We start from the raw sequence: 23,889 nt of genomic DNA on the forward strand, positions 1-23,889 counted from the left end.
GGGCCGACAGCTCCCGCTCCCGCACGGATCGCGACGGTCGTCCGGTCGCCGCTTCAGGCCTCCCTCAGGTGGCTTCGCCACAGTGATCACCCGGCGGCCGTTCAGCGGGGATGTGCCCCTGGCGAAGGGAACCAGCGACGATGACCGAGCTCGGCTCCGCTGAGGTCGTCACCGCCGGACCGCCGGGCCGGGCCCCGTCATTGCGGCCCGGTCCACCGGCTCAGGCCCAGGCGGTCGCCGCCACGAAGGAGCTGTCCTGGCGGAACAGGTCCGTGCCGTCGGGCTGTTCCACCCGGAGCTGGTAGTTGTAGTGGCGCAGGTAGTAGCCGGGGTAGTTGTACGACTCGAAGCGGACCGAACCGCTCGCCGAGCCGGTCCGGGCGATGAAGGTGGCGTCCTTGGCGAAGGACGCCGTGCCGTCGTTGGCGTCGAAGCGGCCCCGGAAGGAGTAGTGGCGCAGGTAGTTTCCGGCGGCGTCGCGGAAGGAGTACGCGTTCGCGTCGGCGAGGCCCGCCACCACGGTGAAGGTGGACGCCTGCTTCTCGGCGGTGGTGCTGGAGCTGGTCACCACGGGCAGGTTGAGCAGGGCGGACTGCTCCTGCCAGTAGCGGGTGGTGTAGTTGCCGGACCGGAACGAGCGGGTGGCGTTCTTCGTGAGGGTGGGGCCGCCGGTCACCGTCTCCTTGATGACCGTGAAGTGGCGTGCCGTGCCGGAGATGCCGGGCAGCGCCTTGGGCGCGCTCCAGGTGGCGAAGGAGTCATAGCTGTCGCTGTAGTAGTAGTTGCCGTCGCCGTAGCCGTCGAAGAAGATCCGCCAGGCGCCGTTGTCGAGCTGGATGACGGACGGGCCCTCGCGGTAGCTGCCCCAGCCCGCCCAGTCACCGGTCCTGGTGATCGTGTAGGGGCCGGCCAGGCTGGACGCCGTGCCGTACTCGATGTACTTCGCCGTCTCGTTCTTCGTGAACGCGTGGTACGTCGAGCCGACCTTCACGATGTAGGTGTCGATGTGGTTCGACCCGATGCCGGACAGGGCGACCGGTGAACTCCAGGCGGTGAGAGCGGAGTTGGTGGCCTTCAGCAGATACGGGGTGAAGATCCACTCGTCACTGGTCACGGAGCAGGACACGATGACGTTGACGCTGCCGTCGCTGTCGACGAACCACTCCGGCGCCCAGGCGCGGGAGAGGTTGGTGATCGGGACCGTGTAGTCGTACAGGAACGTCCAGTTGACCCGGTCGGAGCTGCGGGCGAAGCCGATGGTGGTGCTGGCGTCCTGCCAGGTGTGGGTCGTGTAGGTGACGTAGTAGTAGCCGTTGGTGTGCTTGAAGACGCTCGCGTCGCGGATGCGGTTGCTCGGCGGGGTGTAGGCGGAGGACTGCAGCAGCCGGAAGTCGGTGGCGTCGTCGGACTGGTAGACGTTCACGGTTCCGTCGTTGCTGTTGAGGAACGGCACGATCGTGTAGCGGGTGGCCGAACCGGCGGCCGGTGCGGCGGCCAGGGCCGTGCCGAGCAGGCCGGGAGCCTCGCCGAGCACGAGCGCCGTGGCGGGCAGGACGGCCATCGCGCGCAGCAGGGCACGACGGGACGGGGCGGGGGGACGGGTCGTCATGGCGGCTCTCCTACGGCTCAAGGCACGTCCGGCGGTTCGATATTCCGAACACAGTTCGGAAAGTCGATCAGAAGGTAGGGGCGAGGCAGGAACACGTCAATCCTTTGCGCAGGAACAGACGATGCCTGTGGGACGTCTGTGGCGGGTCGGGCCGCCGCCCCGGTGGCGGACGGGCAGACCCCTTCCGCCCGCGTGCCGTTCCACCGCCGGGCGGCCAGACTTACCGTGCGGTAGACATCGTCGTCCCGGAGGTGCCCGCATGACGCCCGACCGTGCCGCAGGCCTGACGGCCACCGCCCGCGCGCTGGCCGGGGGCGAGGTGTCCTCCCGCACGCTCGTCGAGCACACCCTCGCCCGGATCGAGGCGAGCCAGGGCACCCTGAACGCCTTCCGGATCGTCCGGGCCGAGGCCGCGCTAGCCGAAGCCGACGCGGCCGACCGGGAGTTGGCGGCCGGGGGCCGGCGGCCGCTGCTCGGCGTCCCCGTCGCCGTCAAGGACGACATGGACGTGGCGGGCGAGCCGACCGCCTTCGGCTGCCAGGGCGTGCACCCCACGGTCGCCGAGGACGGCGAGGCGGTACGCCGGCTGCGCGCGGCCGGGGCCGTGATCGTCGGCAAGACCAACACCTGCGAGCTGGGCCAGTGGCCGTTCACCGAGGGCCCGGCCTTCGGCGCGACCCGTAACCCGTGGAGCATCGAGCACACCCCGGGCGGCTCCTCCGGCGGTTCGGCGGCCGCGGTGGCGGCGGGTCTGGTGCCGGCCGCGCTCGGCTCGGACGGGGCCGGCTCGGTCCGCATCCCTGCCTCCTGGACCCATCTGGTCGGCATCAAGCCTCAGCGCGGCCGGGTCTCGACCTGGCCGCGCGGCGAGTCCTTCCACGGCATCACGGTCAACGGCACGCTGGCCCGTACGGTCGCGGACGCGGCGCTGCTGCTCGATGCGGCGAGCGGCAACCACGCGCACGACCCGCACCGGCCGCCCGCCGTCGACGCCTCGGCGGCGGTGGGGCGTGACCCCGGCCGGCTGCGGATCGCCCTGTCGTTGAAGCCCCCGTTCACCGCCGTACCCGCCCGGCTGCGACCCGAGGTGCGCGCCCGCGTCCTCGAACTCGCCGAGCGGCTGGCGGGCCTCGGGCACACCGTCGAGGAGGCCGACCCGCCGTACGGGCAGATCGGCCTCGCCTTCGTGCCCCGGGCGACCGCGGGCATCGCCGAGCGGGTCGCCGAGGCCCCGTTCCCCGCGCTGCTCGACCGGCGCACCCGGGGCGCCGCCCGGCTGGGCCGGCTGCTGGGCGGGGTCCCGCTGCGGGCGGCCCGGCGCGCGGAGGCCCTCCTGCACCGCCGTATCGGCGGCTTCTTCGAGAACTACGACGTGATCCTCGCGCCGACCACGGCCGCTCCCCCGCCCCGCATCGGGGCCATGCTGCACCTGAGCGGATTCGCCACCGACCGCGCGATGATCGCCGCCTGCCCCTACGCCTGGCCGTGGAACGTGCTGGGCTGGCCCGGCGTCAACGTGCCCGCCGGCTTCGCGCCCGGCGGGCTGCCGGTCGGGGCACAGCTGCTCGGCCCGGCGAACAGCGAGCCGTTGCTGATCTCGCTCGCCGCCCAACTGGAGGCGGAGCTGCGCTGGCACGAGCACTGGCCGCGGGAAGCGGTCGCGGACTCGCCGGCCGGATGAGCGGGTTCCGCCCGTACCCTGTGACCATGGACGATGCGTCGATGGTCGGGCTCATGGGGCGGGTCACCGGGACGATCGGGCCCGGGCTCGTCGGCGAGGTGATCGTCCGGGTGCGCGGCGGGGCCGAACACTTCCTCGCGCACCCGGCGGACGGCACGGGCCGCATCGAATCCGGCACGGTGGTGATGGTGGTGGAGCACCTGCCCCCCAGGACGGTCTACGTCACCCGGGCATACGACAGTTGAGCCCGTCCCGGCGCAGGTGAGGGCCGTTCTGTACGTCTTCGGGAACGTAAGCGTCAAGATTGCAACAAGGATTCGCCGACGTCTTCACCCCTGACCCGGGCAGGCGCAGACTCCCTTCGTTCGGTGCCGAAAGGGCACCATCCAAAGGGGGCGTATGCCGATGTTCGTCGGCGTCGTTGCGGGGGTGGCGGTTGTCGCCGTCCTCGGACTGATCGGTCTGTTCAAGATGATGTGGCGCGTCGCGGAACCCAACGAGGCACTCGTCATCTCCGGCTCCAACCACCGCACGGAGGGCCTCGAGGCGGGCATGGGTTTCCGCATCGTCACGGGTCGCGGGACGATGGTGATGCCCGGGGTACAGGTCGTGCGCAAGCTGTCGCTCGACCTGAACGAGACCGAACTGCATGTGGACTGCGTGACGCACCAGGGCATCCCGCTCAAGGTGCGGGGCGTGGTCATCTTCAAGGTCGGCGACGACTTCGTGTCGATCGCCAACGCGGCCCGGCGTTTCCTCGACCAGCAGAAGCTGATGTCGGAGCGGGTGCACAACGTCTTCGCCGGTCATCTGCGTTCCATCGTGGGCGGGTTGACGGTCGAGGACATGATCCGCGACCGGGAGAAGCTCACCGGGCAGACCCGTGCCGCCTGCGGTACGGAGATGGAGAAGCTGGGCCTGATCGTGGACTCGCTGCAGATCCACGAGATCGAGGACCCGACCGGTTACATCAAGAACATGGCGATGCCGCACGCGGCGGCCGTGCAGCGGGACGCGCGGATCGCGCAGGCGGAGGCGAACCGTCTCGCCACGGAGGCGGAACAGGCCTCGTTCGCCCGGATGGCGGAGGCCACCCGGGACAGCGAGATCCTGCAGGCCGGCTACCAGGCCGAGCGGGACAAGGCGGGCGCGAGGGCCCGTCAGGCGGGACCCCTCGCCGACGCCGCCTCCCGGCAGGAGGTCGTCGTCCAGGAGACGCGGGTCGCCGAACTCGAGGCGCAGCGGCGCGAACAGCAGCTCCAGGCCGATGTCCGCAAGCCGGCGGACGCGCAGGCCTACGAGAAGCGCACGCTGGCCGAGGCGGAGCGCGACGCCCGGATCTCGGCGGCGCAGGCCAAGGCGAAGGAGACGGAGCTCGCGGCCGCCGCCGAGGCGACCCGGGTCAAGACCGCCGCCGGTGCCGAGGCCGAGGCGACCAGGGCGCGGGGTGAGGCCAGCGCGGCCGCCACCCGGGCCACCGGTGAGGCCGAGGCGGCCTCCGCACAGGCCAGGGGTCTGGCGGCGGCCGAGGCGGCGAAGGCGCAGGGGCTCGCGGAGGCGGAGGCCATCAAGGCCCGGGCCACCGCCCTCGCCGAGAACCAGGAGGCGGTCGTCGCCCAGCAACTCGCCGAGAACTGGCCGGAGATCGTGAAGGCGGGCGCGTCCGCCTTCGGCAACGTGGACAACATGGTGCTGCTCAACGGCGCCGACGGTATGGCGGACGTGTTCGCCAAAGCGCTCACCATGGGCGGGACGGGACTCGGTCTGGCCCGTCAGCTGCTCGCCTCGATGAACCAGAACGGGCCTTCCGCGAACGGGACTTCGCCGCTCAACGGCGTAGCGAGCCCGCCCGCGCAGCGGGTGCCGGTCGAGGAGAAGTGACCCGCTGACGACCTGGTCACGGGGGCAACCCTTAGGGTGCCCCCGTGACCGCGTTTACCGATGAAGACGTCCCGGGCCGCTCCGGCCCCTCCGCCACCACCGAGGCCGACCCCCGCCGGGTCGGCCGGGTGCGTACCGAGTACTCCCCCGCGCACGACGGCGACCCGGACCCGGGCGAGATCGTGTGGACCTGGGTGCCCTTCGAGGAGAACGACGGCCGGGGCAAGGACCGCCCGGTGCTCGTCGTCGCCCAGGAGGCGGGCGGGACCTTCCTCGCCGTACAGCTGTCGAGCAAGCGGCACGACGGCGACCGCGAGTGGGTGCCGATCGGCGGCGGGCCCTGGGACCGGTCCGGGCGGGACTCCTGGGTGGACGTCGACCGCGTCCTGCGGCTGCACGAGGACGGCATGCGCCGTGAGGCCTGCGCGCTGGACCGGATGCGGTTCAACCTGGTCCGGCACCGCCTGCACGAGCGCTACGGCTGGACCTGAGCGGCCTTCCGGTCGAACACCCGCTCGAATGCGGTCAGCACCACGCTTCCCGGTGTCCGGTCCAGCACCCCGAACACCACCTGCTCGAACCTCCGCTCGAACCGCCCCCCGGGGCCGAGCAGCGCCCGGAACGCCCCCGCCACCTGCGCGGGGTCGTTGCGGAACACCCCGCAACCCCACGCACCGAGCACCAGGCGCCGGTAGCCGTGCGCCGCGGCCGTCTCCAGGACCCGCCCGGCACGGACGGCCAGCGCTCCCGGCAGCTCCGACGCGCGCTCCGGGGCGGTCCGCAGCACCACGCCCGCGTTGGGGGCGGCGGCCGTCAGAAAGCCGACGCCGTAGGGCTCGTCGAGCAGACGGCCCCGGTCGTCGCGGAAGACCGGCACGGCCGGTGAGTGGATGACGCGGTCCGTGTAGAACGGGTCGCGGTGGGCGCGGTGCTGGTCGTAGAACTCCCGGGCCTCGAGCAGGCAGGTGTACAGCGCGGAGGCCCGGCACAGGGCCTCCTCCTGCGCCTGCGCACCGTTGAGGTAGCCGCCACCGGGGTTGCGGGCGGAGGCGAAGTTCAGCACGGCGACCGGGCCGCTCCCGGCCAGCCGGCGGGCCGCCTCCAGGCTGCTCTCGCCGGTGACCTCGACCGTCGTGTCGCCGACGGCCCGAGCCGGCGCCTCCACGGCCGGCCCCTCCGGCACCTCGACCGGTCCCGGCCCTCCCGTCCGCGTTCCCGCCCGGGCGGACTCGATCGCCGCGGAGAGGGACACCGCGCGCCCGTCGGACGCGTGGTAGCGCCCCGCCGCGACGATCTCCTCCGTCTCCCGCGCGATGCCGCGCAGCCGCGCGCTCATGGCGCCACCCCCGTGGACTCCATGGCCGTGCGCCGCGCGGCCTCCCGCGCCCCGCCCGCCTCCCCCGTCGTGCTCATACACGCATCGTGAGCGATCCTGGACATCGCGTGCAACAGGGTTTTCCGGGCCGGGAAACACTCTGCGGACCGATCGGGAACGCCTGGAAAACAGCTCGAACTCGGTCCCGAATGTACGGTTGTGTACCCTTGTGCGGATCCGTTCGAGGGTTTTGGGTGGGACGAGCGATGCCTGTCCGGCCGCACCGAGGCCGGACCGGTGGCATGGTGGAATCTCAGGAGGATCCCGACATGTCCGACTCAGTCAGCGACTGTACCGACGAGACCCCGTCCCGCAGCGCCCTCACCGAAGCCGAGGTGGAGGCCCTGGTCAAGGGCATATGTTTCAAGACCGGACCACCCCGCACCGTCGGGGTCGAGGTGGAATGGCTCGTTCACGAGCCGCGCGAGCCGCGGCTCCCCGTCCCACCCGAACGACTCGAAGCGGCCTACGCCGCACTGCGCACCCTGCCGTTGAGTTCACCGCTCACCGTCGAACCCGGCGGCCAGCTGGAACTGAGCTCGCCGCCCACCGCCTCCCTGATGGAGTGCGTGGGCATCGTCTCCGCCGATCTGACCGCCGTCCGCGCGGTCCTGGCCGAGCAGGGTCTCGCCCTCTCCGGCCACGGCACGGACCCCTGGCGCACACCCCGCCGGTTCCTCCACGAGCCGCGTTACGACGCCATGGAGGCATGCCTCGACCGCACGGGCCCGGCCGGCCGCGCCATGATGTGCACCTCGGCCTCCGTACAGGTCTGCCTGGACGCCGGGTACGAGGAGCCCGGCCCCCTGGGACACGGGCGGCGCTGGCTGCTGTCACACACTCTGGGCGCCGTACTGGTGGCGGCCTTCGCCAACTCCCCGCTGCTCGGCGGCGCCCCCACCGGCTGGCGTTCCACCCGGCAGCTGCTGTGGACGGAGATCGGCGCCGGCCGCGCGGGCGGACCCCCGCTCGACGGCGATCCGCGCGCGGCCTGGGCCCGGCACGTGCTGGACGCGCCGGTGATGTGCGTCCGGCGCGACAGCGGGCCGTGGGAGGTACCGGACCGGCTCACCTTCCGGCAGTGGACCCGGACGGGAGCACCGACCCGGGAGGACCTCGACTACCACCTCACCACGCTGTTCCCGCCGGTCAGACCCCGCGGCCATCTGGAACTGCGCATGATCGACGCGCAGCCCGGCGACGACGGCTGGATCGTGCCGCTCGCCGTGACGACGGCACTCTTCGACGATCCCGAGGCCGCCGAGAACGTCTATCGCGCGGTGAAGCCGCTGGCCGAGCGGGCCCAGCCGCTGCCGGCCCCGCACAATCCGCTGTGGATCGACGCGGCCCGGTACGGACTGACCGACCCGGAGCTGCACGAGGTCGCCGTCACCTGCTTCACCACGGCTCTGCGGGCGCTGCCCCGCCTCGGCGCCACCGAGGCGGTGACGGACGCCGTGTCGGACTACCTGGAGCGGTACGTCCTCCAGGGCCGCACCCCCGCCGACGACCTGCTCGACCGCCTGCGCGGCACGGACACCCGCGCGTACGGGAAGGACCTCCGCACATGACCGACCCCGCCCTGGACACCGGGCAGGCGCTGGACGCCGTTCCCGGCCCGGACGACGGCCCCAGCCTGGACGCGGACACCCTCCGCACCCGGGTGCTGGCCTCCCTCACCACGGCCCGGGAGCGCACCACGCTCCTGACGAGCTGCGTCGAGGAGCCCGACCTCACCGCCCAGCACTCCCCCCTGATGTCCCCCCTGGTGTGGGACCTCGCGCACATCGGCAACCAGGAGGAGTTGTGGCTGCTGCGCACGGTGGCCGGCCGTGAGGCGATGCGTCCCGAGATCGACGGCCTGTACGACGCCTTCGAGCACTCGCGTGCCGAACGGCCCTCCCTGCCGCTGCTGCCGCCGGGCGAGGCCCGCCGCTACGCCGCGGAGGTGCGCGGCCGGGTGATGGACGTGCTGGAGTCCGCCGACTTCGGCGGCACCCGGCTGACGGAGGCCGGGTTCGCCTTCGGGATGATCGCGCAGCACGAGCAGCAGCACGACGAGACCATGCTGATCACCCACCAGCTCCGGGCCGGCCCGCAGGCCCTCACCGCGCCCGACCCGGACCCGGTGCCGCTGTTCACCGGCCCGGCCGAGGTCCTCGTGCCCGGTGGCCCGTTCACCATGGGCACTTCCGGTGAGCCCTGGGCGCTGGACAACGAACGGCCGGCGCACCGGCGCGAGGTGGCCCCCTTCCACATCGACACCACCCCGGTGACCAACGGCGCCTACCAGGCGTTCATCGAGGACGGCGGCTACGACGACGAGCGCTGGTGGACGAAGGAGGGCTGGTCGCACGTTCGCCGCAGCAAGATCCACGCGCCGCTGTTCTGGCACCGGGACGGCGGGCAGTGGCTGCGCCGCCGCTTCGGGGTCACCGAGGTCGTACCGCCCGACGAGCCGGTACTGCACGTGTGCTGGTACGAGGCCGACGCCTACGCCCGCTGGGCCGGACGCCGGCTGCCCACCGAGGCGGAGTGGGAGAAGGCGGCCCGCTTCGACCCGGCGACCGGCGGCTCGATGCGCTACCCGTGGGGCGACGCCGATCCCGGCCCCGAACACGCCAACCTGGGCCAGCGCCATCTGCGGCCGGCCCCGGCGGGCAGCTACCCGGCCGGTGCGTCCCCGCTCGGGGTGCGGCAGTTGATCGGCGACGTCTGGGAGTGGACGTCCAGCGACTTCCTGCCCTACCCCGGCTTCCGCATGTTCCCGTACAAGGAGTACTCGGAGGTCTTCTTCGGCCCCGAGCACAAGGTGCTGCGCGGCGGTTCGTTCGCGGTGGACCCGGTGGCCTGCCGGGGCACGTTCCGCAACTGGGACTACCCGATCCGGCGGCAGATCTTCTCCGGGTTCCGCACGGCCCGCTCGGGGGCCGTCTGATGTGCCGTCACCTCGCGTACCTCGGGCACGGGGAGCCGCTCGGGCGGCTCCTCGTGGAGCCCGAGCACAGTCTGTACCGGCAGTCGTGGGCGCCCCGGCGACAGCGGTACGGGACCGTCAACGCCGATGGTTTCGGGGTGGGTTGGTACGCCGAAGGGGATCCGGTGCCGGCCCGCTACCGCCGGGCCGGACCCATCTGGGCGGACCTGTCCTTCGCCGACCTGGCCCGGGTCGTCAGCAGCCGGGCCCTGCTGGCCGCCGTACGGGACGCGACGCTGGCCGGCGCCGACGCCGAGGCCGCGGCGGCGCCGTACGCGGCCGGGACCTGGCTGTTCAGCCACAACGGGGCGGTCGCGGGCTGGCCGGGTTCACTGGAGTCGCTGACCGGCTCGCTGCCCGCCGTGGACCTGCTGTCGATGGAGGCGCGCAACGACTCGGCGTTCGTCTGGGCGCTGGTCCTGGCCCGGCTGCGCGGCGGCGACACGGGGAGCCAGGCACTGGCGGACACGGTGCTCGAGGTCGCCGCCGCGGCCCCCCGCTCGCGCCTCAACCTGCTCCTCACCGACGGGGAGTCCATCACCGCCACCGCCTGGGGCGACACCCTCTGGTATCTGGCGGAGCCCGGCCGGGGCACGGTCGTGGCCTCCGAGCCGTACGACGACGATCCGCGCTGGCAGGAGGTCCCCGACCGCACCCTGCTCGTGGCGAGCCGCGCCGACGTCCTGCTCACCCCGCTCAAGGAACCGAGCACCGACACGGCATCCGCACCAACCGAGGAGACCGGCACGTGAGCCCGTTCCACATCACCCGCACCCTCCCCGAGGACGCCACGGACGCCGCGCTGCGCGCCGACGTCCAGCGCGGCCTCACCGACACCCCGAAGACGCTGCCGCCGAAGTGGTTCTACGACGCGCACGGCAGCGAGCTGTTCGAGCAGATCACCGAACTGCCCGAGTACTACCCGACGCGCGCCGAGCGCGAGATCCTCGTGGACCGGGCCGGCGAGATCGCCGCGGCGGCCGGTGCCCGCACGCTCGTCGAACTCGGCTCGGGCTCCTCGGAGAAGACCCGCTATCTGATCGACGCGCTGACCGGCCTGGACACGTATGTGCCCGTCGACGTCAGCGAGAGCGCCCTCACCCAGGCCGGGCAGGCCCTGATCGCCGAGCGGCCGGGACTGGACGTGCACGCCCTGATCGCCGACTTCACCGCGGCACTGGCACTGCCCGACACCCCGGGGCCGCGCCTGGTGGCGTTCCTCGGCGGCACGATCGGCAACCTGCTGCCGGCCGAGCGCGCGCTGTTCCTCGCCTCGGTGCGCGCCCTGCTCGCGCCGGGCGACACGCTGCTGCTGGGCACCGACCTCGTCAAGGACGAGGGGGTGCTGGTGCGGGCGTACGACGACGCGGCCGGCGTGACGGCCGCGTTCAACAAGAACGTGCTGTCCGTGGTCAACCGTGAACTGGGCGCCGACTTCGACCCGGCCGCCTTCGACCACGTCGCCCTCTGGGACGCCGGGAACGAGTGGATCGAGATGCGGCTGCGCTCGCGTACGGCGCAGACCGTGAAGATCCCCGCCCTCGACCTCGCCGTCGACTTCGCGGCCGGCGAGGAACTGCGCACCGAGGTGTCGGCGAAGTTCCGGGAGGAGGGAGTGCGTACGGAACTCGCCGCTGCCGGACTGGAGTTGAGTCACTGGTGGACGGACGGCGCGGGCCGCTTCGCGCTGTCACTGAGCACCGCCCGCTGACCACCACCGCTTGAGCCCCGTGCTCGGGACCACCGTGCACGGGGCGGCCGGGGCCGTCAGAAGGTCACCGTCAGCGCCTGCGTGATCCGGGCGGCGGCGCGGCGGGCCTCGGTCGCGGGATCGGCACCGGTGAGCACCTTCGTCATGTAGTCCTTGATCGGGTTGTCCGCCTCGACGGCGGCCCACTCGGGTGTGCTGGGGGTCGCGCGGCCCTGCGCGGCCCCCGCCGCCATGGCCTCGATCCCCTCCTCGCCGGCCACGGACTTCGCCAGCTTCGCCTTGTTCGGCACGTAGTTCATGGCGCGGGCCAGTTCGGTGTCCCACTCCGCGCCGGTCAACGCGGCGACCACGGCGACGGCGCCCTGTCTGACGTCGGTGTTGCGCGGGACGACGAGGTCGGAGCCGCCGGTGAAGACCGCGCCGGGCCTGCCCGCGCTCTTGCCGGGCACCGGGAAGAAGCCCAACTCACCATCCAGGGCGGGATTCTGCTGCACGACCGCCCGGGCCAGTCCGGGCACGGCCACGATCTGTGCCACCTTGCCCGCGGCGAACACCCCTGCCTGGGGCGGGTGTTCCTCGTCCGCCGCCACGGGGCCGCCGCCGAGCGCCTGCAGCCGCCGGTAGAAGTCCATGCCGCGCAGGGCGGCCCGGGTGCCGAGGGCGCCCTCCCAGCGGCCGCCGTCCTCGGTGGCGAGGTCGCCGCCCTCGTCCCAGATGAACCCGGCGAGCGTGTACCAGTCCTGCCCGGCCAGGTAGATGCCCTGGTTCCCGTCCGCGTTCAGCTTCTCGGTGGCGGCCAGCCACTCGGCGCGGGTGCGGGGCGGAGCGGTGATGCCGGCCTGTTCGAAGAGGTCCTTGCGGTAGATCACGACCCGGTTGGCCGCGTACCACGGGATGCCGTACTGGTGGAAGCGCTGCTGCCCCGGTTCGGCGAGGCCGGGCAGCCAGTCGTCCCGGCCCCATTTCGCGACGGACTCCAGGGTCAGGTCGAGCAGTCCGCGGCCGTCGACGTACTGCGGGACCTGGGTGTTGCCGACCTCGATGACATCCGGCCCGTTCCCGTCGCCGTCCTCCAGCGCGGCCTCCACCTTGCCGCCGATCCCGGTCCACTCCTGGATACGGATGTCGAGGTCGAGATCCGGGTGGTCGTGTTCGAAGTCCTCGGTGAACCGGTCCAGGAACTCCTGCGACGCACTGTCCTTCATCAGCCACACCGTGACCGTCCGGCGGTCGGGTCCCCCCGTCCCCGGCAGCACGCCACAGGCGGTCAGGAAGCAGGCGGACACGCAGAGAAGAGCGAGGAGGCGACGTCTCACGGGGGTCCTGTTCTGCCCGGCGGACAGGGCGAGCGGCCCGACGTGGGGGGACGAGCGCGGCGCTCGTACGGGTGCCCCGGATTTTGGTATGGACCAATACGGGGGGTCAAGAGGGACCGGCCGGAAGGGACCCGTCCGGTCCGACGCCTCGCGCTCCGCCGCAGCTTGGGGCACGGTGGAGTGACGCGTGACACACGTGACGAGGCCGTCACGGTCGAGAGGAGCACCCTGATGTCGAAGCACACCTACCGGGTCACGGAGATCGTCGGCACCTCACCGGACGGCGTCGACGACGCCATCCGCAACGGCATCACCCGCGCCTCGCAGACCCTGCGCAACCTGGACTGGTTCGAGGTGACGCAGGTGCGCGGCCAGATCGAGAACGGCGACATCGCGCACTGGCAGGTGGGCCTGAAGGTCGGCTTCCGCCTGGACGAGTCGGCCTGACGGCCCGGCACCCGCGAAGGGCCGCGCCTTCCCGCACGGCCACGCCCTCCCGCACGGCCGCGCCTTCCGCACGGCCGCCGCTCAGGTACGCCCCTCACCCTCCTGCGCCTGCTTCAACGCGCCCGAAGGAGCCGTCCAGCGCGCCAGGACGACGGTGAAACCGGCCCGCCGGGCGTCGGCGCACACCAGTTCGTCGTCGTCCACCAGGACGCGCACCTCCCGGTCGCGGGCCAGCCGGCGCAGCACCTCCAGCTTGGTGCGCCGGGCGGGCCTGCGGTCGTCGTTGCGCCGCATGTGGACGGGACCCTCCGGCAGCCCCTGCGCGGCGAGCCACTCCAGCGTGTCGCGCCGGCAGCGCTCGGGCCGGCCGGTGAGGTAGACGACCTCGCACTCCTCGGCGCGGGCCAGCACCATCGCGACGCCCTCCGGGATCGGCGGGTCCTGCGGCGCGGCCGCGAAGAACGCGTCCCAGTCGCGCGGACTGCGCTCCAGGAACCGCTGCCGGTGGGCCGTGTCGGCGAGGGTGTTGTCCAGGTCGAAGACGGCGACGGGTCGCCTGCTGCTGTCGGTCACGCCGCCCACCCTAGACAGCCGGCCCCCTCACCGGCCGGCCCGGAACGGTAGGCCCCGGCCGGCCTGCTGCTTCCCGAGGGCTGATCCACGTCGGCGCCCCGGGCGGTCCCGCGCAGGACCTCGCGCCGTGCGGGGAATCCAGCGGGCCCCGCGGTGTTGAACCCCGTATGAGCTCCGTGATCGCCTCGGCCCGCTTCTCCGTCCTCGACCGCTCGCGCACGCGCGAGGGCCACACCGGCGCCGAGGCGCTCCGGGACACCGTGCGGCTGGCGCGGGAGGCGGAGGCGCTGGGCTACCACCGGTTCTGGGTCTCCGAGCACCACGGCGTGCCCGGGGTCGCCGGATCGGCGCCCACGGTGCTGGCCGCGGCCGTGGCCGGCGCGACGGACCGGATCCGGGTCGGCACCGGCGGGGTGATGCTGCCCAACCACCGGCCGTTGGTCGTGGCCGAGCAGTTCGGTGTCCTGGAGTCCCTGTTCCCGGGCCGCGTCGACATGGGCCTGGGACGCTCGGTGGGCTTCACCGACGGGGTGCGCAGGGCGCTGGGAAGGGACAAGGACGACGCGGACGACTTCGCGGGACAGCTCACGGAACTGCTCGGCTGGTTCCTCGGCAGCTCACCCACGGGCGTGCACGCCCGGCCCTCGGAAGGACTGACCGTGCCGCCGTTCGTGCTGGCCATGGGCGAGGGCGCGGAGATCGCCGCCCGCGCGGGGCTCCCGATGGTCATCGGTGACCTCCGCGGCCGCGAGAAGATGCGACGCGGCATCGACCGCTACCGGGCCCTCTTCCGGCCCTCCCCCTGGGCGTCGGAGCCCTACGTGGTCATCTCCGGCACGATCGCGGTGGCGCGGACGCCCGAGGAGGCACGACGACTCCTGGTCCCGGAGGCCTGGTCGATGGCGCACTCCCGTACCCACGGCACCTTCCCTCCCCTGCCACCGGCCGAGGAGGCCGAGCTCCGCGCGATGACCGCGAAGGAGCGCGGCTTCTACGAGTCCGGGCTCACCGGCCATCTCGCGGGCACCGAGGAGCAGGTCGCGGACGAGCTGGAGACGGTGCTGAAGGACACGGGGGCACAGGAGGTCCTCGTCACCACCAGCACCTACGACCGGGCCGCGCTGCTGGACTCCTACCGGCGGCTCGCCGGGATCGTGCACGCGGAGCGGAGCGGCGGCTGACTATCGGCCCCGCGCCGCTCACCGGGCGTCGCGCACCCCGCGCGCATAGGATCGTGGGGTTTGTCCCGCCCCGCGCCGACCGCGCGGCCGAAGACCCGTACGGAGTTCCCCCATGCCGAGCCCACCCGAGCCGCACGGCGACCAGCCGTCCACGAAGGACGGGTACATCCGGGTCCGGGGAGCCCGCGAGCACAACCTCCGGGGCGTGGACGTCGACGTCCCGCGCGACGTGGTGGCCGTGTTCACGGGGGTGTCCGGCTCCGGGAAGTCGTCGCTGGCGTTCGGGACGATCTACGCGGAGGCCCAGCGCCGCTACTTCGAGTCGGTCGCGCCGTACGCGCGGCGGCTGATCCACCAGGTCGGCGCACCGAAGGTCGGGGAGATCACCGGCCTGCCCCCGGCGGTCTCGCTCCAGCAGCGCCGCTCGACGCCCACCTCCCGCTCGTCGGTGGGCACGGTCACGAACCTGTCGAACTCGCTGCGGATGCTCTTCTCCCGGGCGGGCGACTACCCGCCGGGCGCGGAGCGCCTCGACTCGGACGCCTTCTCCCCCAACACGGCGGCCGGGGCCTGCCCCGAGTGCCACGGCCTCGGCGAGGTCCACCGCACCACCGAGGAGTCGCTGGTACCGGACCCGTCGCTGTCCGTCCGCGAGGGCGCGATCGCCGCCTGGCCGGGTGCCTGGCAGGGCAAGAACCTGCGGGACATCCTCGACGCGCTCGGCCACGACGTCGACGTCCCATGGCGCGAACTGCCCGCCGAGCAGCGGGAGTGGATCCTGTTCACGGACGAGCAGCCGGTGGTGACGGTCCACCCGGTGCGGGACGCGGACCGCATCCAACGCCCTTACCAGGGCACCTATATGAGCGCTCACCGCTATGTGATGAAGACCTTCGCGGACTCCAGGAGCCAGACCCTGCGGGCCAGGGCGGAACGCTTCCTGACGGCCGCCCCCTGTCCGGCGTGCAACGGCGGCCGGCTGCGGCCGGAATCGCTCGCCGTGACCTTCGCGGGCCGGACGATCGCGGAACTGGCCGCGCTGCCGCTGGCGGAACTGGCCCGGCTGCTCGAGGGGACGACCGAGACGGCCCGTGTCCTCACCGACGACCTCCGCACCCGTATCGCGCCCGTCCTCGAACTCGGACTCGGCTATCTCGGCCTGGACCGCGCCACTCCCACCCTGTCGGCGGGCGAGCTCCAGCGGCTGCGGATCGCGACCCAGCTGCGCTCCGGACTGTTCGGCGTGGTGTACGTGCTCGACGAGCCGTCGGCGGGACTGCATCCGGCGGACACGGAGGCCCTGCTCACGGTGCTGGAGCGGCTGAAGGCGGCGGGCAACTCGGTGTTCGTGGTGGAACACCGGCTGGACGTGATGCGGGCCGCCGACTGGCTGGTGGACGTGGGCCCGCGGGCGGGTGAGCACGGCGGGCGGGTGCTGCACAGCGGGCCGGTGGCCGACCTGGCGTCGGTCGCGGAGTCGGCGACGGCACGCTTCCTGTTCGGCCGCTCTGCGGCGCCCGTGCGTGAAGTCCGCGACGCCCGGGGCCGGTTGACGGTCGGTCCGGTGACCCGGCACAACCTGCGCGGGGTGACCGCGGAGTTCGGGCTGGGCGTGTTCACGGCGGTGACCGGCGTCTCGGGCTCGGGAAAGTCGACCCTCGTCGGGGAGATCACGCAGGACCTGCCCGGCGTGGGCCGGCTGGTGGCGGTCGACCAGAAGCCGATCGGCCGCACCCCGCGCTCGAACCTGGCGACGTACACGGGCCTGTTCGACGTGGTCCGCAAGGTCTTCGCGGCGACGGACGCGGCCCGGGCCAGGAAGTACGGCGTCGGCCGGTTCTCCTTCAACGTGGCGGGAGGCCGCTGCGAGACCTGTCAGGGCGAGGGCTTCGTGAGCGTCGAACTCCTCTTCCTGCCCAGCACGTACGCGCCCTGCCCGGACTGCGGCGGGGCCCGCTACAACCCCGCGACACTCGAAGTGGCCTACCGGGACCGGAACATCGCGCAGGTGCTGGACCTGACGGTGGAGGCGGCGGCGGACTTCTTCGCCGACGTCCCCGCCGTCTGGCGCGCTCTGGCCACCCTCCTCGACGTGGGCCTCGGCTATCTGCGTCTCGGCCAGCCGGCGACGGAACTCTCCGGCGGCGAGGCCCAACGCATCAAACTGGCCGCCGAGTTGCAGCGCGGCCGCCGCGGCCACACGCTCTACCTCCTCGACGAACCGACGGCCGGTCTCCACCCGGCCGACGTCGAGGTCCTCATGCGGCAGCTGCACGGCCTGGTCGACGCCGGACACACCGTGATCGTCGTCGAGCACGACATGTCCGTGGTGGCGGGCGCCGACCGGGTGATCGACCTCGGGCCCGGCGGCGGCGACGCGGGCGGACGGATCGTGGCGACGGGGACGCCGCGGGAGGTGGCGGCGGCCGAGGAGAGCGCTACGGCGCCGTATCTGCGCCGGGTGCTGGGCACGCTCCGCTAGCGTCGCTGCTCGCGCCAGGCTCGGTGGTGGTCCACCAGGGTCTCCTCGATCGGACGGTAGACGAGGCCCAGTTCCTCGGTGCTTCTGCGGTTGTCGACACGGAAGCGGATGCCGAGGTGGCCTCGGATGTACTCCTGGGAGAGGCCGAAGGCGGGGCCGAGGATCCGCACCGGCCAGTGCGGGAGGGCCGTCCGGGGCAGGCGCCGGTTTCCCGGCTGGTGCTTCAGCAGGGCTCTCGACATCTGGTGGAAGGAGGTCATCTCCCGCGCCGCGACGATGTAGCGGCCGTGCGCCTCGGGGCGTTCGGCCGCCGCTATGTGGGCCGCCGCGACCTCGCGCACGTCGGCCGTGGTGAAGCTGAAGTCCGGGGCGCCGTAGAAGAAGTAGCCCTTGAAGAGCTCGTCCAGGAGGAACAGGCTGCCCGAGTCCGAGCCGGGGGTGAGGGAGGGGCCGAGGATCAGGCCGGGGTTGACGGAGACCATGCGCCAGCGGCTCTGGGCGGCCTCCGCCTCCCAGGCGGCCCGCTCGGCGACCGTCTTGGCGTAGTGGTACGGGTTGTTCTCCACGGTGCTGGTGGTGTTGAAGTACTTCTCCGACAGGGTCTGGCCGTCCATCTCCCGTACATCGGCGTAGTCGCCGAAGATCGCCCCGACCGTGGACGTGAGGACCAGGCGCTCGACGGTCCCGGTGCGCTCGATCGACGCCACGACGTTGCGCGTGCCCGCCAGGGCCGGTTCCACCACGTCCCGCCGGCCGTCCTTGATCTTCTCCGGCATCAGGAAGGGCGAGGCCACATGGAAGACCACCGTGCAGCCCTTCATCGCCTCGTCGAAGGAGCCCTCCGTCAGCAGGTCCGCCTCGAAGAGGTCGAGGCGGCCGGGATGGGCGTCCCCCAGGGCGCACAGCGGCCGGCACTTGGCCTCGTTCGCCGTGGCACGCACGGTCGTGCGCACGTGGTAGCCGCGCTCCAGGAGCTGCTGGACGAGATGGGCGGCCACGAAGCCGCTGCCCCCCGTCACGAGGACCGTCCGGCCGGCCGGGCTTCCGCTCACGCGCGCTCCCCTCAGAGGTCGGGATGCATCATGATCCCATCAAGTTCGGCCGACGACACCCGACTTGGACGGAATGCGCCCGGCGGCCGGCCTCACCGGCCCCGGCCGGCGAACTCGGTCAACTCGGTCAACTCCGTAGGCTCGGCGGACTCGGCGACCCGCCCTTCGCCCTCGGCCGCGGGCCCCGTTTCCACGGCACGTACCCGCCCCGGGAGCCGGACCGGTTGCCGGAGCAGTTGCCGGACCGGAACTCCGGCGCGCTCCCCGGCACCCCGAAGCACCTCGCGGGGACCGCGGAGGCGGAGGCGCGACGGGCGCGGTGCGCGCGGGTCGGGGCGGTGGCACGCCGCGCCGGGCACGGCGTCGGGCCGGGCCATGGCCTGCCGCTCGGGCAGGCCGTCCAGCACCTGGGCGCCGGCGGCCGCGGCCAGCGCCCTGCGGTCGGGGTGGCTGCCCGGCGCGAGCGCGGGCAGGACCTCGACCTCCGCCACCAGGCCCCGCGCCGACACCACCCGCCACAGCGAGGCGAGCAGCGGGTCGTCGCCGACGAACGCGGCCACGGTGCTGGCCGCTCCCGCACGGTTGCGGTAGCGGATGCGTACGGGCTGTACCGGCACCCGGGCGTCCAGGGCGGCCTGGAACACCGCCCGCCGGAAGTACCCCTGGGCGCGGCCGCACCAGGTGCTGCCCTCCGGGAACACCGCCACCGCCCGCCCGGCGCGCAGGGCGTCGGCGATCGCGGCGACCGTGGCGGGCAGGGCCCGCAGCCGGTCGCGGTCGATGAACAGGACACCGCCGCGCGCGACCAGCGTGCCCGCCACCGGCCACCTGCGGATCTCGTCCTTGGCCAGCATCCCGGCCGGGCGGACGGCGGCCAGCAGCGGGATGTCCAGCCAGGAGATGTGGTTCGCGACCAGCAGCAGCCCGGTGCCGGTGGGCGCGGTCGCGCCGGTCACCCGGACCCGCACCCCCGCCGCCCGCACGACGGTCCGGCTCCAGTACCGCACCAGGCGGGACGGGAACCGACCGCCGACCGGCGCCAGCACCACCCCGACCAGGACGAGCACGACCACCGCCGTGAGCCGCAGCACGGCCCGGGGCACGGTCGTGAGGGTCGCCGTCGCCTCCACGCACGCCCGCGGAGTGCAGGGCGCGCTGGGCAGCCAGACGCTCATCAGGCCGGGACGAGGGAGAGGAAGTGCCGCAGGTAGCGCGCGTCGACCCGGCCCATCGGCAGCAGCACGTACAGGTCGGCGACGCCGAAGTCGGGGTCGTGGGCGGGCTCCCCGCACACCCAGGCGCCGAGACGGAGGTAGCCGCGCAGCAGGGCCGGGAGTTCGGTGCGGCCGGCCGGGGCGGTGTCGTTCGGGGTCCAGGGGCGCAGCGGCCGTACCCGGTACTCCGGCGGGGCGAGGTGCTTGTCGCGCACCCGGTCCCAGGTCGCCGTCGCCAGGGTGCCGCCGTCGGCCAGCGGGATGGAGCAGCAGCCGGCCAGCCACTCGTGGCCGCGGTCCACCATGTAGCGGGCTATCCCGGCCCAGATGAGCCCGATGACGGCGCCGTCGCGGTGGTCGGGGTGCACGCACGAGCGGCCGACCTCGACCAGGCCGGGCCGGACCGCGTCGAGCGGGCTCAGGTCGAACTCGCCCTCGGAGTAGAGCCGTCCGGCGATCGCGGCCCGCTCGGGCGGCAGCAGCCGGTACGTGCCGACCACCTCGCCGGTGGCGTTGTCACGGATGAGCAGGTGATCGCAGTACGCGTCGAAGGCGTCGGTGTCCAGGCCCGGTTCGGCGCCGTCGAGCCGGGCGCCCAGCTCCCCGGCGAACACCTGGTGGCGCAGCCGTTGCGCGGCGCGGACGTCGTCCTGGTCGCGGGCGAGCGAGACGAGATAGCCGGAACCGCCGGGCGGCACGGCGAGAGCGGGGGGTGCGACGGGCATGGCGGTCATGGAGGTCTCCTGCGCCGAGCGGAAGAAGCATGGGGACGGTGCACGGGGAATCTGCACCTGCTTTCTTCCGCGCCCGGCTGGCCTCGGCGTGACCGGGACGGGGCCCGTGGATGTGCGGCTGCTGAATGCCAGACGCTCGGCCCGCCGGCGGGAAAGCAGACGGGACCGGGGATGAGCACCACTCCCGGTCCCGCCCGTCCGCGCTGTTCGGCGAACGTTCTTCTCCGCTGTCCGGCGCCCTACCGCTTGGCCACCTTCCGCGTGGCCCGCAGCCACTCCTTGTTCATGCCCGTGATGGACACCAGCGGGATGCCCTTGGGACAGGCCGTCGCGCACTCCCCGGCGAGCGTGCAGCCGCCGAACCCCTCCTCGTCCATCTGCGCCACCATGTCCAGCACCCGGGTCTCCCGCTCGGGCGCGCCCTGCGGCAGCACGTTGAGGTGGTTGACCTTGGCGGAGGTGAACAGCATCGCCGCGCCGTTTGGGCAGGCGGCGACGCAGGCCCCGCAGCCGATGCACTCGGCGTGCTCGAAGGCGAAGTCGGCGTCGGGCTTGGGCACCGGTGTCGCGTGGGCCTCGGGGGCGGCGCCGGTCGGGGCGGTGACGTACCCGCCGGCCTGGATGATCCGGTCGAAGGCGCTCCGGTCGACCACCAGGTCCTTGACGACCGGGAAGGCGGCGGCCCGCCACGGTTCGACGTCGATCGTGTCGCCGTCCCGGAAGGACCGCATGTGCAGCTGGCAGGTGGTGGTCCGCTCCGGCCCGTGCGCGTCGCCGTTGATGACGAGCGAGCACGCGCCGCAGATGCCCTCGCGGCAGTCGTGGTCGAAGGCGACCGGGTCGTCGCCGCGCAGGATGAGCTCTTCGTTGAGGGTGTCGAGCATCTCCAGGAAGGACATGTCGGGCGATATGCCGTCCACCTCGTACGTGGACATGGCGCCGTCGGCGTCCGCGTTCTTCTGCCGCCAGACGCGCAGGTTGAGCCTCATGCGTAGCTCCGCTGGGTGGGGTGGACGTACTCGAAGACCAGGTCTTCCCGGTGCAGGGCCGGGGCCTCGCCCGTCCCGGTGAACTCCCAGGCGGCCGCGTACCCGAACTCCTCGTCCCGGCGGGCCGCCTCACCGTCCGGGGTCTGCGACTCCTCGCGGAAGTGGCCGCCGCAGGACTCGGCGCGGTGCAGCGCGTCGAGGCACATCAGCTCGGCGAGCTCCAGGTAGTCGACGACGCGGTTGGCCTTCTCCAGGGACTGGTTGAACTCCTCGCCGGTTCCGGGCACCTTGATGCGCCGCCAGAACTCCTCGCGGATCTGCGGGATGCGCCCGAGGGCCTTGCGCAGGCCGGCGTCGGTGCGGGCCATGCCGCAGAACTCCCACATGAGTTCGCCGACCTCGCGGTGGAAGGAGTCCGGGGTGCGGTCGCCGTCGACCGAGAGCAGCAGGTTCAGACGGTCCTGGGTCTCCGCCAGCACCTCCTGGACGACGGGGTGCTGGAGGGTCACCTCGCCCTGGTGCGGGTTGCGGGCGAGGTAGTCGTTGATGGTGGCCGGCAGCACGAAGTAGCCGTCGGCCAGCCCCTGCATCAGCGCGGAGGCGCCGAGACGATTGGCCCCGTGGTCGGAGAAGTTGGCCTCGCCGATCGCGAACAGGCCGGGGACGGTGGTCTGGAGGTCGTAGTCGACCCACAACCCGCCCATCGTGTAGTGCACCGCCGGGTAGATCCGCATCGGGACCTCGTACGGATCCTCGTCGGTGATCCGCTGGTACATGTCGAAGAGGTTGCCGTACTTGGCCTCGACGGCCTCGCGGCCCATGCGCGCGATGGCGTCGGCGAAGTCGAGGTACACGCCCTGTCCGCCGGGTCCGACGCCCTTGCCCTCGTCGCAGACGTTCTTGGCGGCGCGGGAGGCGATGTCCCGTGGGACCAGGTTGCCGAAGGAGGGGTAGATGCGCTCCAGGTAGTAGTCGCGTTCCTCCTCGGGGATGCGGTTCGGCGGACAGTCGTCGCCCTTGGCCTTCGGCACCCAGATCCGGCCGTCGTTGCGCAGCGACTCGCTCATCAGCGTCAGCTTCGACTGATGGTCGCCGGTGCGCGGGATGCAGGTCGGGTGGATCTGCGTGAAGCAGGGGTTGGCGAAGTACGCGCCTCGCCGGTGCGCCCGCCAGATCGCGGTGGCGTTGGAGTTCATCGCGTTGGTCGACAGGTAGAAGACGTTTCCGTAGCCGCCGCTCGCCAGGACGACGGCGTCCGCGAAGTAGGTGTCGATCTTCCCGGTGATCAGGTCCCGGGCCACGATGCCGCGCGCCCGCCCGTCCACGACGATCAGGTCGAGCATCTCGGTGCGCGGGCGCATCTCGATGTTGCCGGCGGCGATCTGCCTGCTGAGGGCCTGGTAGGCGCCCAGCAGGAGCTGCTGGCCCGTCTGGCCGCGGGCGTAGAAGGTCCGCGACACCTGTACGCCGCCGAACGAACGCGTGTCGAGCAGCCCGCCGTACTCCCGCGCGAAGGGCACGCCCTGGGCGACGCACTGGTCGATGATCTCGACCGAGATCTGCGCGAGCCGGTGCACGTTGGACTCCCGGGCCCGGAAGTCGCCGCCCTTGACGGTGTCGTAGAACAGGCGGTGGACGGAGTCGCCGTCGTTGCGGTAGTTCTTCGCCGCGTTGATGCCGCCCTGCGCGGCGATGGAGTGGGCGCGGCGCGGGGAGTCCTGGTAGCAGAACTGGACGACGTGGTAGCCCTGTTCGGCGAGGGTGGCGCCGGCCGAGCCGCCCGCGAGGCCGGTGCCCACGACGATGACCGTGTGCTTGCGCCGGTTGGCCGGGTTGACCAGCTTGGCCTCGAAGCGGCGCTTGTCCCAGCGCTCGGCGACGGGGCCGGAAGGGGCCTTGGTGTCGACGACCGGCTCACCGGTCGCGTAGTCCGCGTAGGCGGAGAAGGCAGTCATGTTCAGCTCACCACTCCGGTCATGACGCCCACGGGTACGGCGAGGAAGCCGGCCGTGAGCAGTAGCGCGAGGACGTCGGCGACGGTCTTGAGGGCGCGGTCGCGGGTGCGGCTGCCGACGCCGAGGGTCTGGGCGGCGCTCCAGAAGCCGTGCCGGACGTGCAGCCCGACGGCGAGCATCGCCACGATGTAGACGACGTTGCCGTACCAGGTGGAGAAGGTGTCCACGACGTTCTGGTACGGGTGGCCCTCCTGGAAGCCGCCGCTGTGCACGGTGCCGGTGGTCAGGTCGAGGATGTGCCACACGATGAACAGGGCCAGGATGATGCCGCCCCAGCGCATGGTGCGGGTGGCGTAGCTCGCCCGCGGCTTCTTGTGCACGTACTTGCTGGGCCGCGCCCTGATGTCGCGGCGGCTGAGCTGGTACGCGGAGACGGCGTGGGCGACCACCGCGACGACCAGCACGACGCGCACCAGCCAGAGCGTCCACTCGTAGTGCATGAACGGTTCGCCCACGGTGCGCAGCCAATGGGCGTAGTGGTTGAACTCCTCCGCGCCGAAGAAGATCTTCAGATTGCCGATGACGTGGACGACCAGGTATAGCAGCATGATCATGCCGCTGACCGCCATCACCGTCTTCTTGCCGACGGAGGAGTCCCACACGGTGCGCGCCATGGACGGCCGTCGGTCCGTCCGCGTTGCCAGAGCCATGG

General features: G+C 72.5%; 21 protein-coding genes. 11 read left to right on the plus strand and 10 right to left on the minus strand.

Annotated features, from left to right (window positions below; all coding sequences use genetic code 11):
• Positions 1-220: 220 nt before the first annotated feature.
• Positions 221-1,609 carry a glycoside hydrolase family 43 protein gene (locus tag ACFVYS_RS21275; protein ID WP_389504145.1) on the minus strand — a complete coding sequence of 463 codons (1,389 nt, stop codon included), beginning with the start codon at positions 1,607-1,609 and terminating at the stop codon, positions 221-223.
• Positions 1,610-1,868: 259 nt separating this feature from the next.
• Here ACFVYS_RS21275 and ACFVYS_RS21280 point away from each other — a divergent pair, with 259 nt between their 5' ends.
• From ACFVYS_RS21280 to ACFVYS_RS21295, 4 genes are all read left to right on the plus strand, one after another.
• On the plus strand, positions 1,869-3,290 hold the full coding sequence (locus tag ACFVYS_RS21280; RefSeq protein WP_389504147.1) for an amidase: 1,422 nt from the start codon (positions 1,869-1,871) through the stop codon (positions 3,288-3,290).
• 26 nt (positions 3,291-3,316) lie between these two features.
• Positions 3,317-3,535 carry a hypothetical protein gene (locus tag ACFVYS_RS21285; RefSeq protein WP_020127564.1) on the plus strand — a complete coding sequence of 73 codons (219 nt, stop codon included), beginning with the start codon at positions 3,317-3,319 and terminating at the stop codon, positions 3,533-3,535.
• Between the two features lie 154 nt (positions 3,536-3,689).
• Positions 3,690-5,171 (plus strand): flotillin family protein, encoded by a 1,482-nt coding sequence (locus tag ACFVYS_RS21290; protein ID WP_389504149.1) that lies wholly within the window; start codon positions 3,690-3,692, stop codon positions 5,169-5,171.
• A gap of 44 nt (positions 5,172-5,215) precedes the next feature.
• Complete coding sequence (locus tag ACFVYS_RS21295) at positions 5,216-5,662, plus strand: type II toxin-antitoxin system PemK/MazF family toxin (protein ID WP_389504151.1); 447 nt, start codon at positions 5,216-5,218, stop codon at positions 5,660-5,662.
• Here the strand turns inward: ACFVYS_RS21295 and ACFVYS_RS21300 are convergent.
• Positions 5,647-6,507, minus strand: coding sequence for a TIGR02452 family protein (locus tag ACFVYS_RS21300; protein ID WP_389504153.1), 861 nt, complete (start codon positions 6,505-6,507; stop codon positions 5,647-5,649). The two genes, ACFVYS_RS21295 and ACFVYS_RS21300, sit on opposite strands and share 16 nt — an antisense overlap.
• A 308-nt stretch (positions 6,508-6,815) precedes the next feature.
• Here ACFVYS_RS21300 and egtA point away from each other — a divergent pair, with 308 nt between their 5' ends.
• From egtA to egtD, 4 genes are read left to right on the plus strand one after another with little or no spacing between them, the layout of a single operon-like run.
• Positions 6,816-8,117, plus strand: coding sequence for an ergothioneine biosynthesis glutamate--cysteine ligase EgtA (egtA, locus tag ACFVYS_RS21305; protein WP_389504155.1), 1,302 nt, complete (start codon positions 6,816-6,818; stop codon positions 8,115-8,117).
• Positions 8,114-9,484 (plus strand): ergothioneine biosynthesis protein EgtB, encoded by a 1,371-nt coding sequence (gene egtB, locus ACFVYS_RS21310; protein WP_389504157.1) that lies wholly within the window; start codon positions 8,114-8,116, stop codon positions 9,482-9,484. The genes egtA and egtB overlap by 4 nt, the downstream gene beginning before the upstream one ends.
• Entirely contained in the window at positions 9,484-10,275 is a 792-nt protein-coding gene (gene egtC / locus ACFVYS_RS21315; protein WP_389504159.1) for an ergothioneine biosynthesis protein EgtC, read from the plus strand. The genes egtB and egtC overlap by 1 nt, the downstream gene beginning before the upstream one ends.
• Positions 10,272-11,234: an L-histidine N(alpha)-methyltransferase gene (gene egtD, locus ACFVYS_RS21320; protein WP_389504161.1), complete on the plus strand. Its 963-nt coding sequence runs from the start codon at positions 10,272-10,274 to the stop codon at positions 11,232-11,234. Before egtC ends, egtD begins: the two co-directional genes overlap by 4 nt.
• 56 nt (positions 11,235-11,290) lie before the next feature.
• Here egtD and ACFVYS_RS21325 read toward each other — a convergent pair whose 3' ends face one another.
• Positions 11,291-12,550: an extracellular solute-binding protein gene (locus ACFVYS_RS21325; protein ID WP_389504163.1), complete on the minus strand. Its 1,260-nt coding sequence runs from the start codon at positions 12,548-12,550 to the stop codon at positions 11,291-11,293.
• A 231-nt stretch (positions 12,551-12,781) separates the two neighbouring features.
• Here ACFVYS_RS21325 and ACFVYS_RS21330 point away from each other — a divergent pair, with 231 nt between their 5' ends.
• Complete coding sequence (locus tag ACFVYS_RS21330; protein ID WP_020127554.1) at positions 12,782-12,997, plus strand: dodecin; 216 nt, start codon at positions 12,782-12,784, stop codon at positions 12,995-12,997.
• A gap of 81 nt (positions 12,998-13,078) precedes the next feature.
• On the opposite strand, the gene ACFVYS_RS21335 is transcribed toward ACFVYS_RS21330, so the two are convergent.
• Positions 13,079-13,570 (minus strand): hypothetical protein, encoded by a 492-nt coding sequence (locus tag ACFVYS_RS21335; RefSeq protein ID WP_389504165.1) that lies wholly within the window; start codon positions 13,568-13,570, stop codon positions 13,079-13,081.
• A gap of 167 nt (positions 13,571-13,737) precedes the next feature.
• Between ACFVYS_RS21335 and ACFVYS_RS21340 the strand changes: the two genes are divergently transcribed.
• Together ACFVYS_RS21340 and ACFVYS_RS21345 are read left to right on the plus strand one after the other, a co-directional pair.
• Positions 13,738-14,751, plus strand: a complete 1,014-nt coding sequence (locus tag ACFVYS_RS21340) for an LLM class flavin-dependent oxidoreductase (RefSeq protein ID WP_389504167.1) — start codon at positions 13,738-13,740, stop codon at positions 14,749-14,751.
• A 112-nt stretch (positions 14,752-14,863) separates the two neighbouring features.
• Positions 14,864-17,233: an ATP-binding cassette domain-containing protein gene (locus ACFVYS_RS21345; protein ID WP_389504169.1), complete on the plus strand. Its 2,370-nt coding sequence runs from the start codon at positions 14,864-14,866 to the stop codon at positions 17,231-17,233.
• Here the strand turns inward: ACFVYS_RS21345 and ACFVYS_RS21350 are convergent.
• The 6 genes from ACFVYS_RS21350 to ACFVYS_RS21375 form a co-directional block, all read right to left on the minus strand.
• On the minus strand, positions 17,230-18,285 hold the full coding sequence (locus ACFVYS_RS21350) for an NAD-dependent epimerase/dehydratase family protein (protein ID WP_389504171.1): 1,056 nt from the start codon (positions 18,283-18,285) through the stop codon (positions 17,230-17,232). The genes ACFVYS_RS21345 and ACFVYS_RS21350 overlap by 4 nt on opposite strands.
• Positions 18,286-18,377: 92 nt before the next feature.
• Complete coding sequence (locus ACFVYS_RS21355) at positions 18,378-19,460, minus strand: lysophospholipid acyltransferase family protein (protein ID WP_389504173.1); 1,083 nt, start codon at positions 19,458-19,460, stop codon at positions 18,378-18,380.
• The gene (locus ACFVYS_RS21360; RefSeq protein ID WP_389504175.1) at positions 19,460-20,233 is read right to left on the minus strand and encodes a GNAT family N-acetyltransferase; all 774 of its coding nucleotides are present in this window, start codon (positions 20,231-20,233) and stop codon (positions 19,460-19,462) included. The genes ACFVYS_RS21355 and ACFVYS_RS21360 overlap by 1 nt, the downstream gene beginning before the upstream one ends.
• A gap of 239 nt (positions 20,234-20,472) precedes the next feature.
• On the minus strand, positions 20,473-21,222 hold the full coding sequence (locus tag ACFVYS_RS21365) for a succinate dehydrogenase/fumarate reductase iron-sulfur subunit (protein WP_054241185.1): 750 nt from the start codon (positions 21,220-21,222) through the stop codon (positions 20,473-20,475).
• Positions 21,219-23,177, minus strand: coding sequence for a fumarate reductase/succinate dehydrogenase flavoprotein subunit (locus ACFVYS_RS21370; RefSeq protein WP_389504177.1), 1,959 nt, complete (start codon positions 23,175-23,177; stop codon positions 21,219-21,221). The genes ACFVYS_RS21365 and ACFVYS_RS21370 overlap by 4 nt, the downstream gene beginning before the upstream one ends.
• A 2-nt stretch (positions 23,178-23,179) precedes the next feature.
• Complete coding sequence (locus ACFVYS_RS21375; RefSeq protein ID WP_389504351.1) at positions 23,180-23,851, minus strand: succinate dehydrogenase; 672 nt, start codon at positions 23,849-23,851, stop codon at positions 23,180-23,182.
• Positions 23,852-23,889: the final 38 nt, after the last annotated feature.

It is taken from the genome of Streptomyces sp. NPDC058295, assembly GCF_042880655.1.
GTDB lineage: Bacteria > Actinomycetota > Actinomycetes > Streptomycetales > Streptomycetaceae > Streptomyces > Streptomyces coriariae.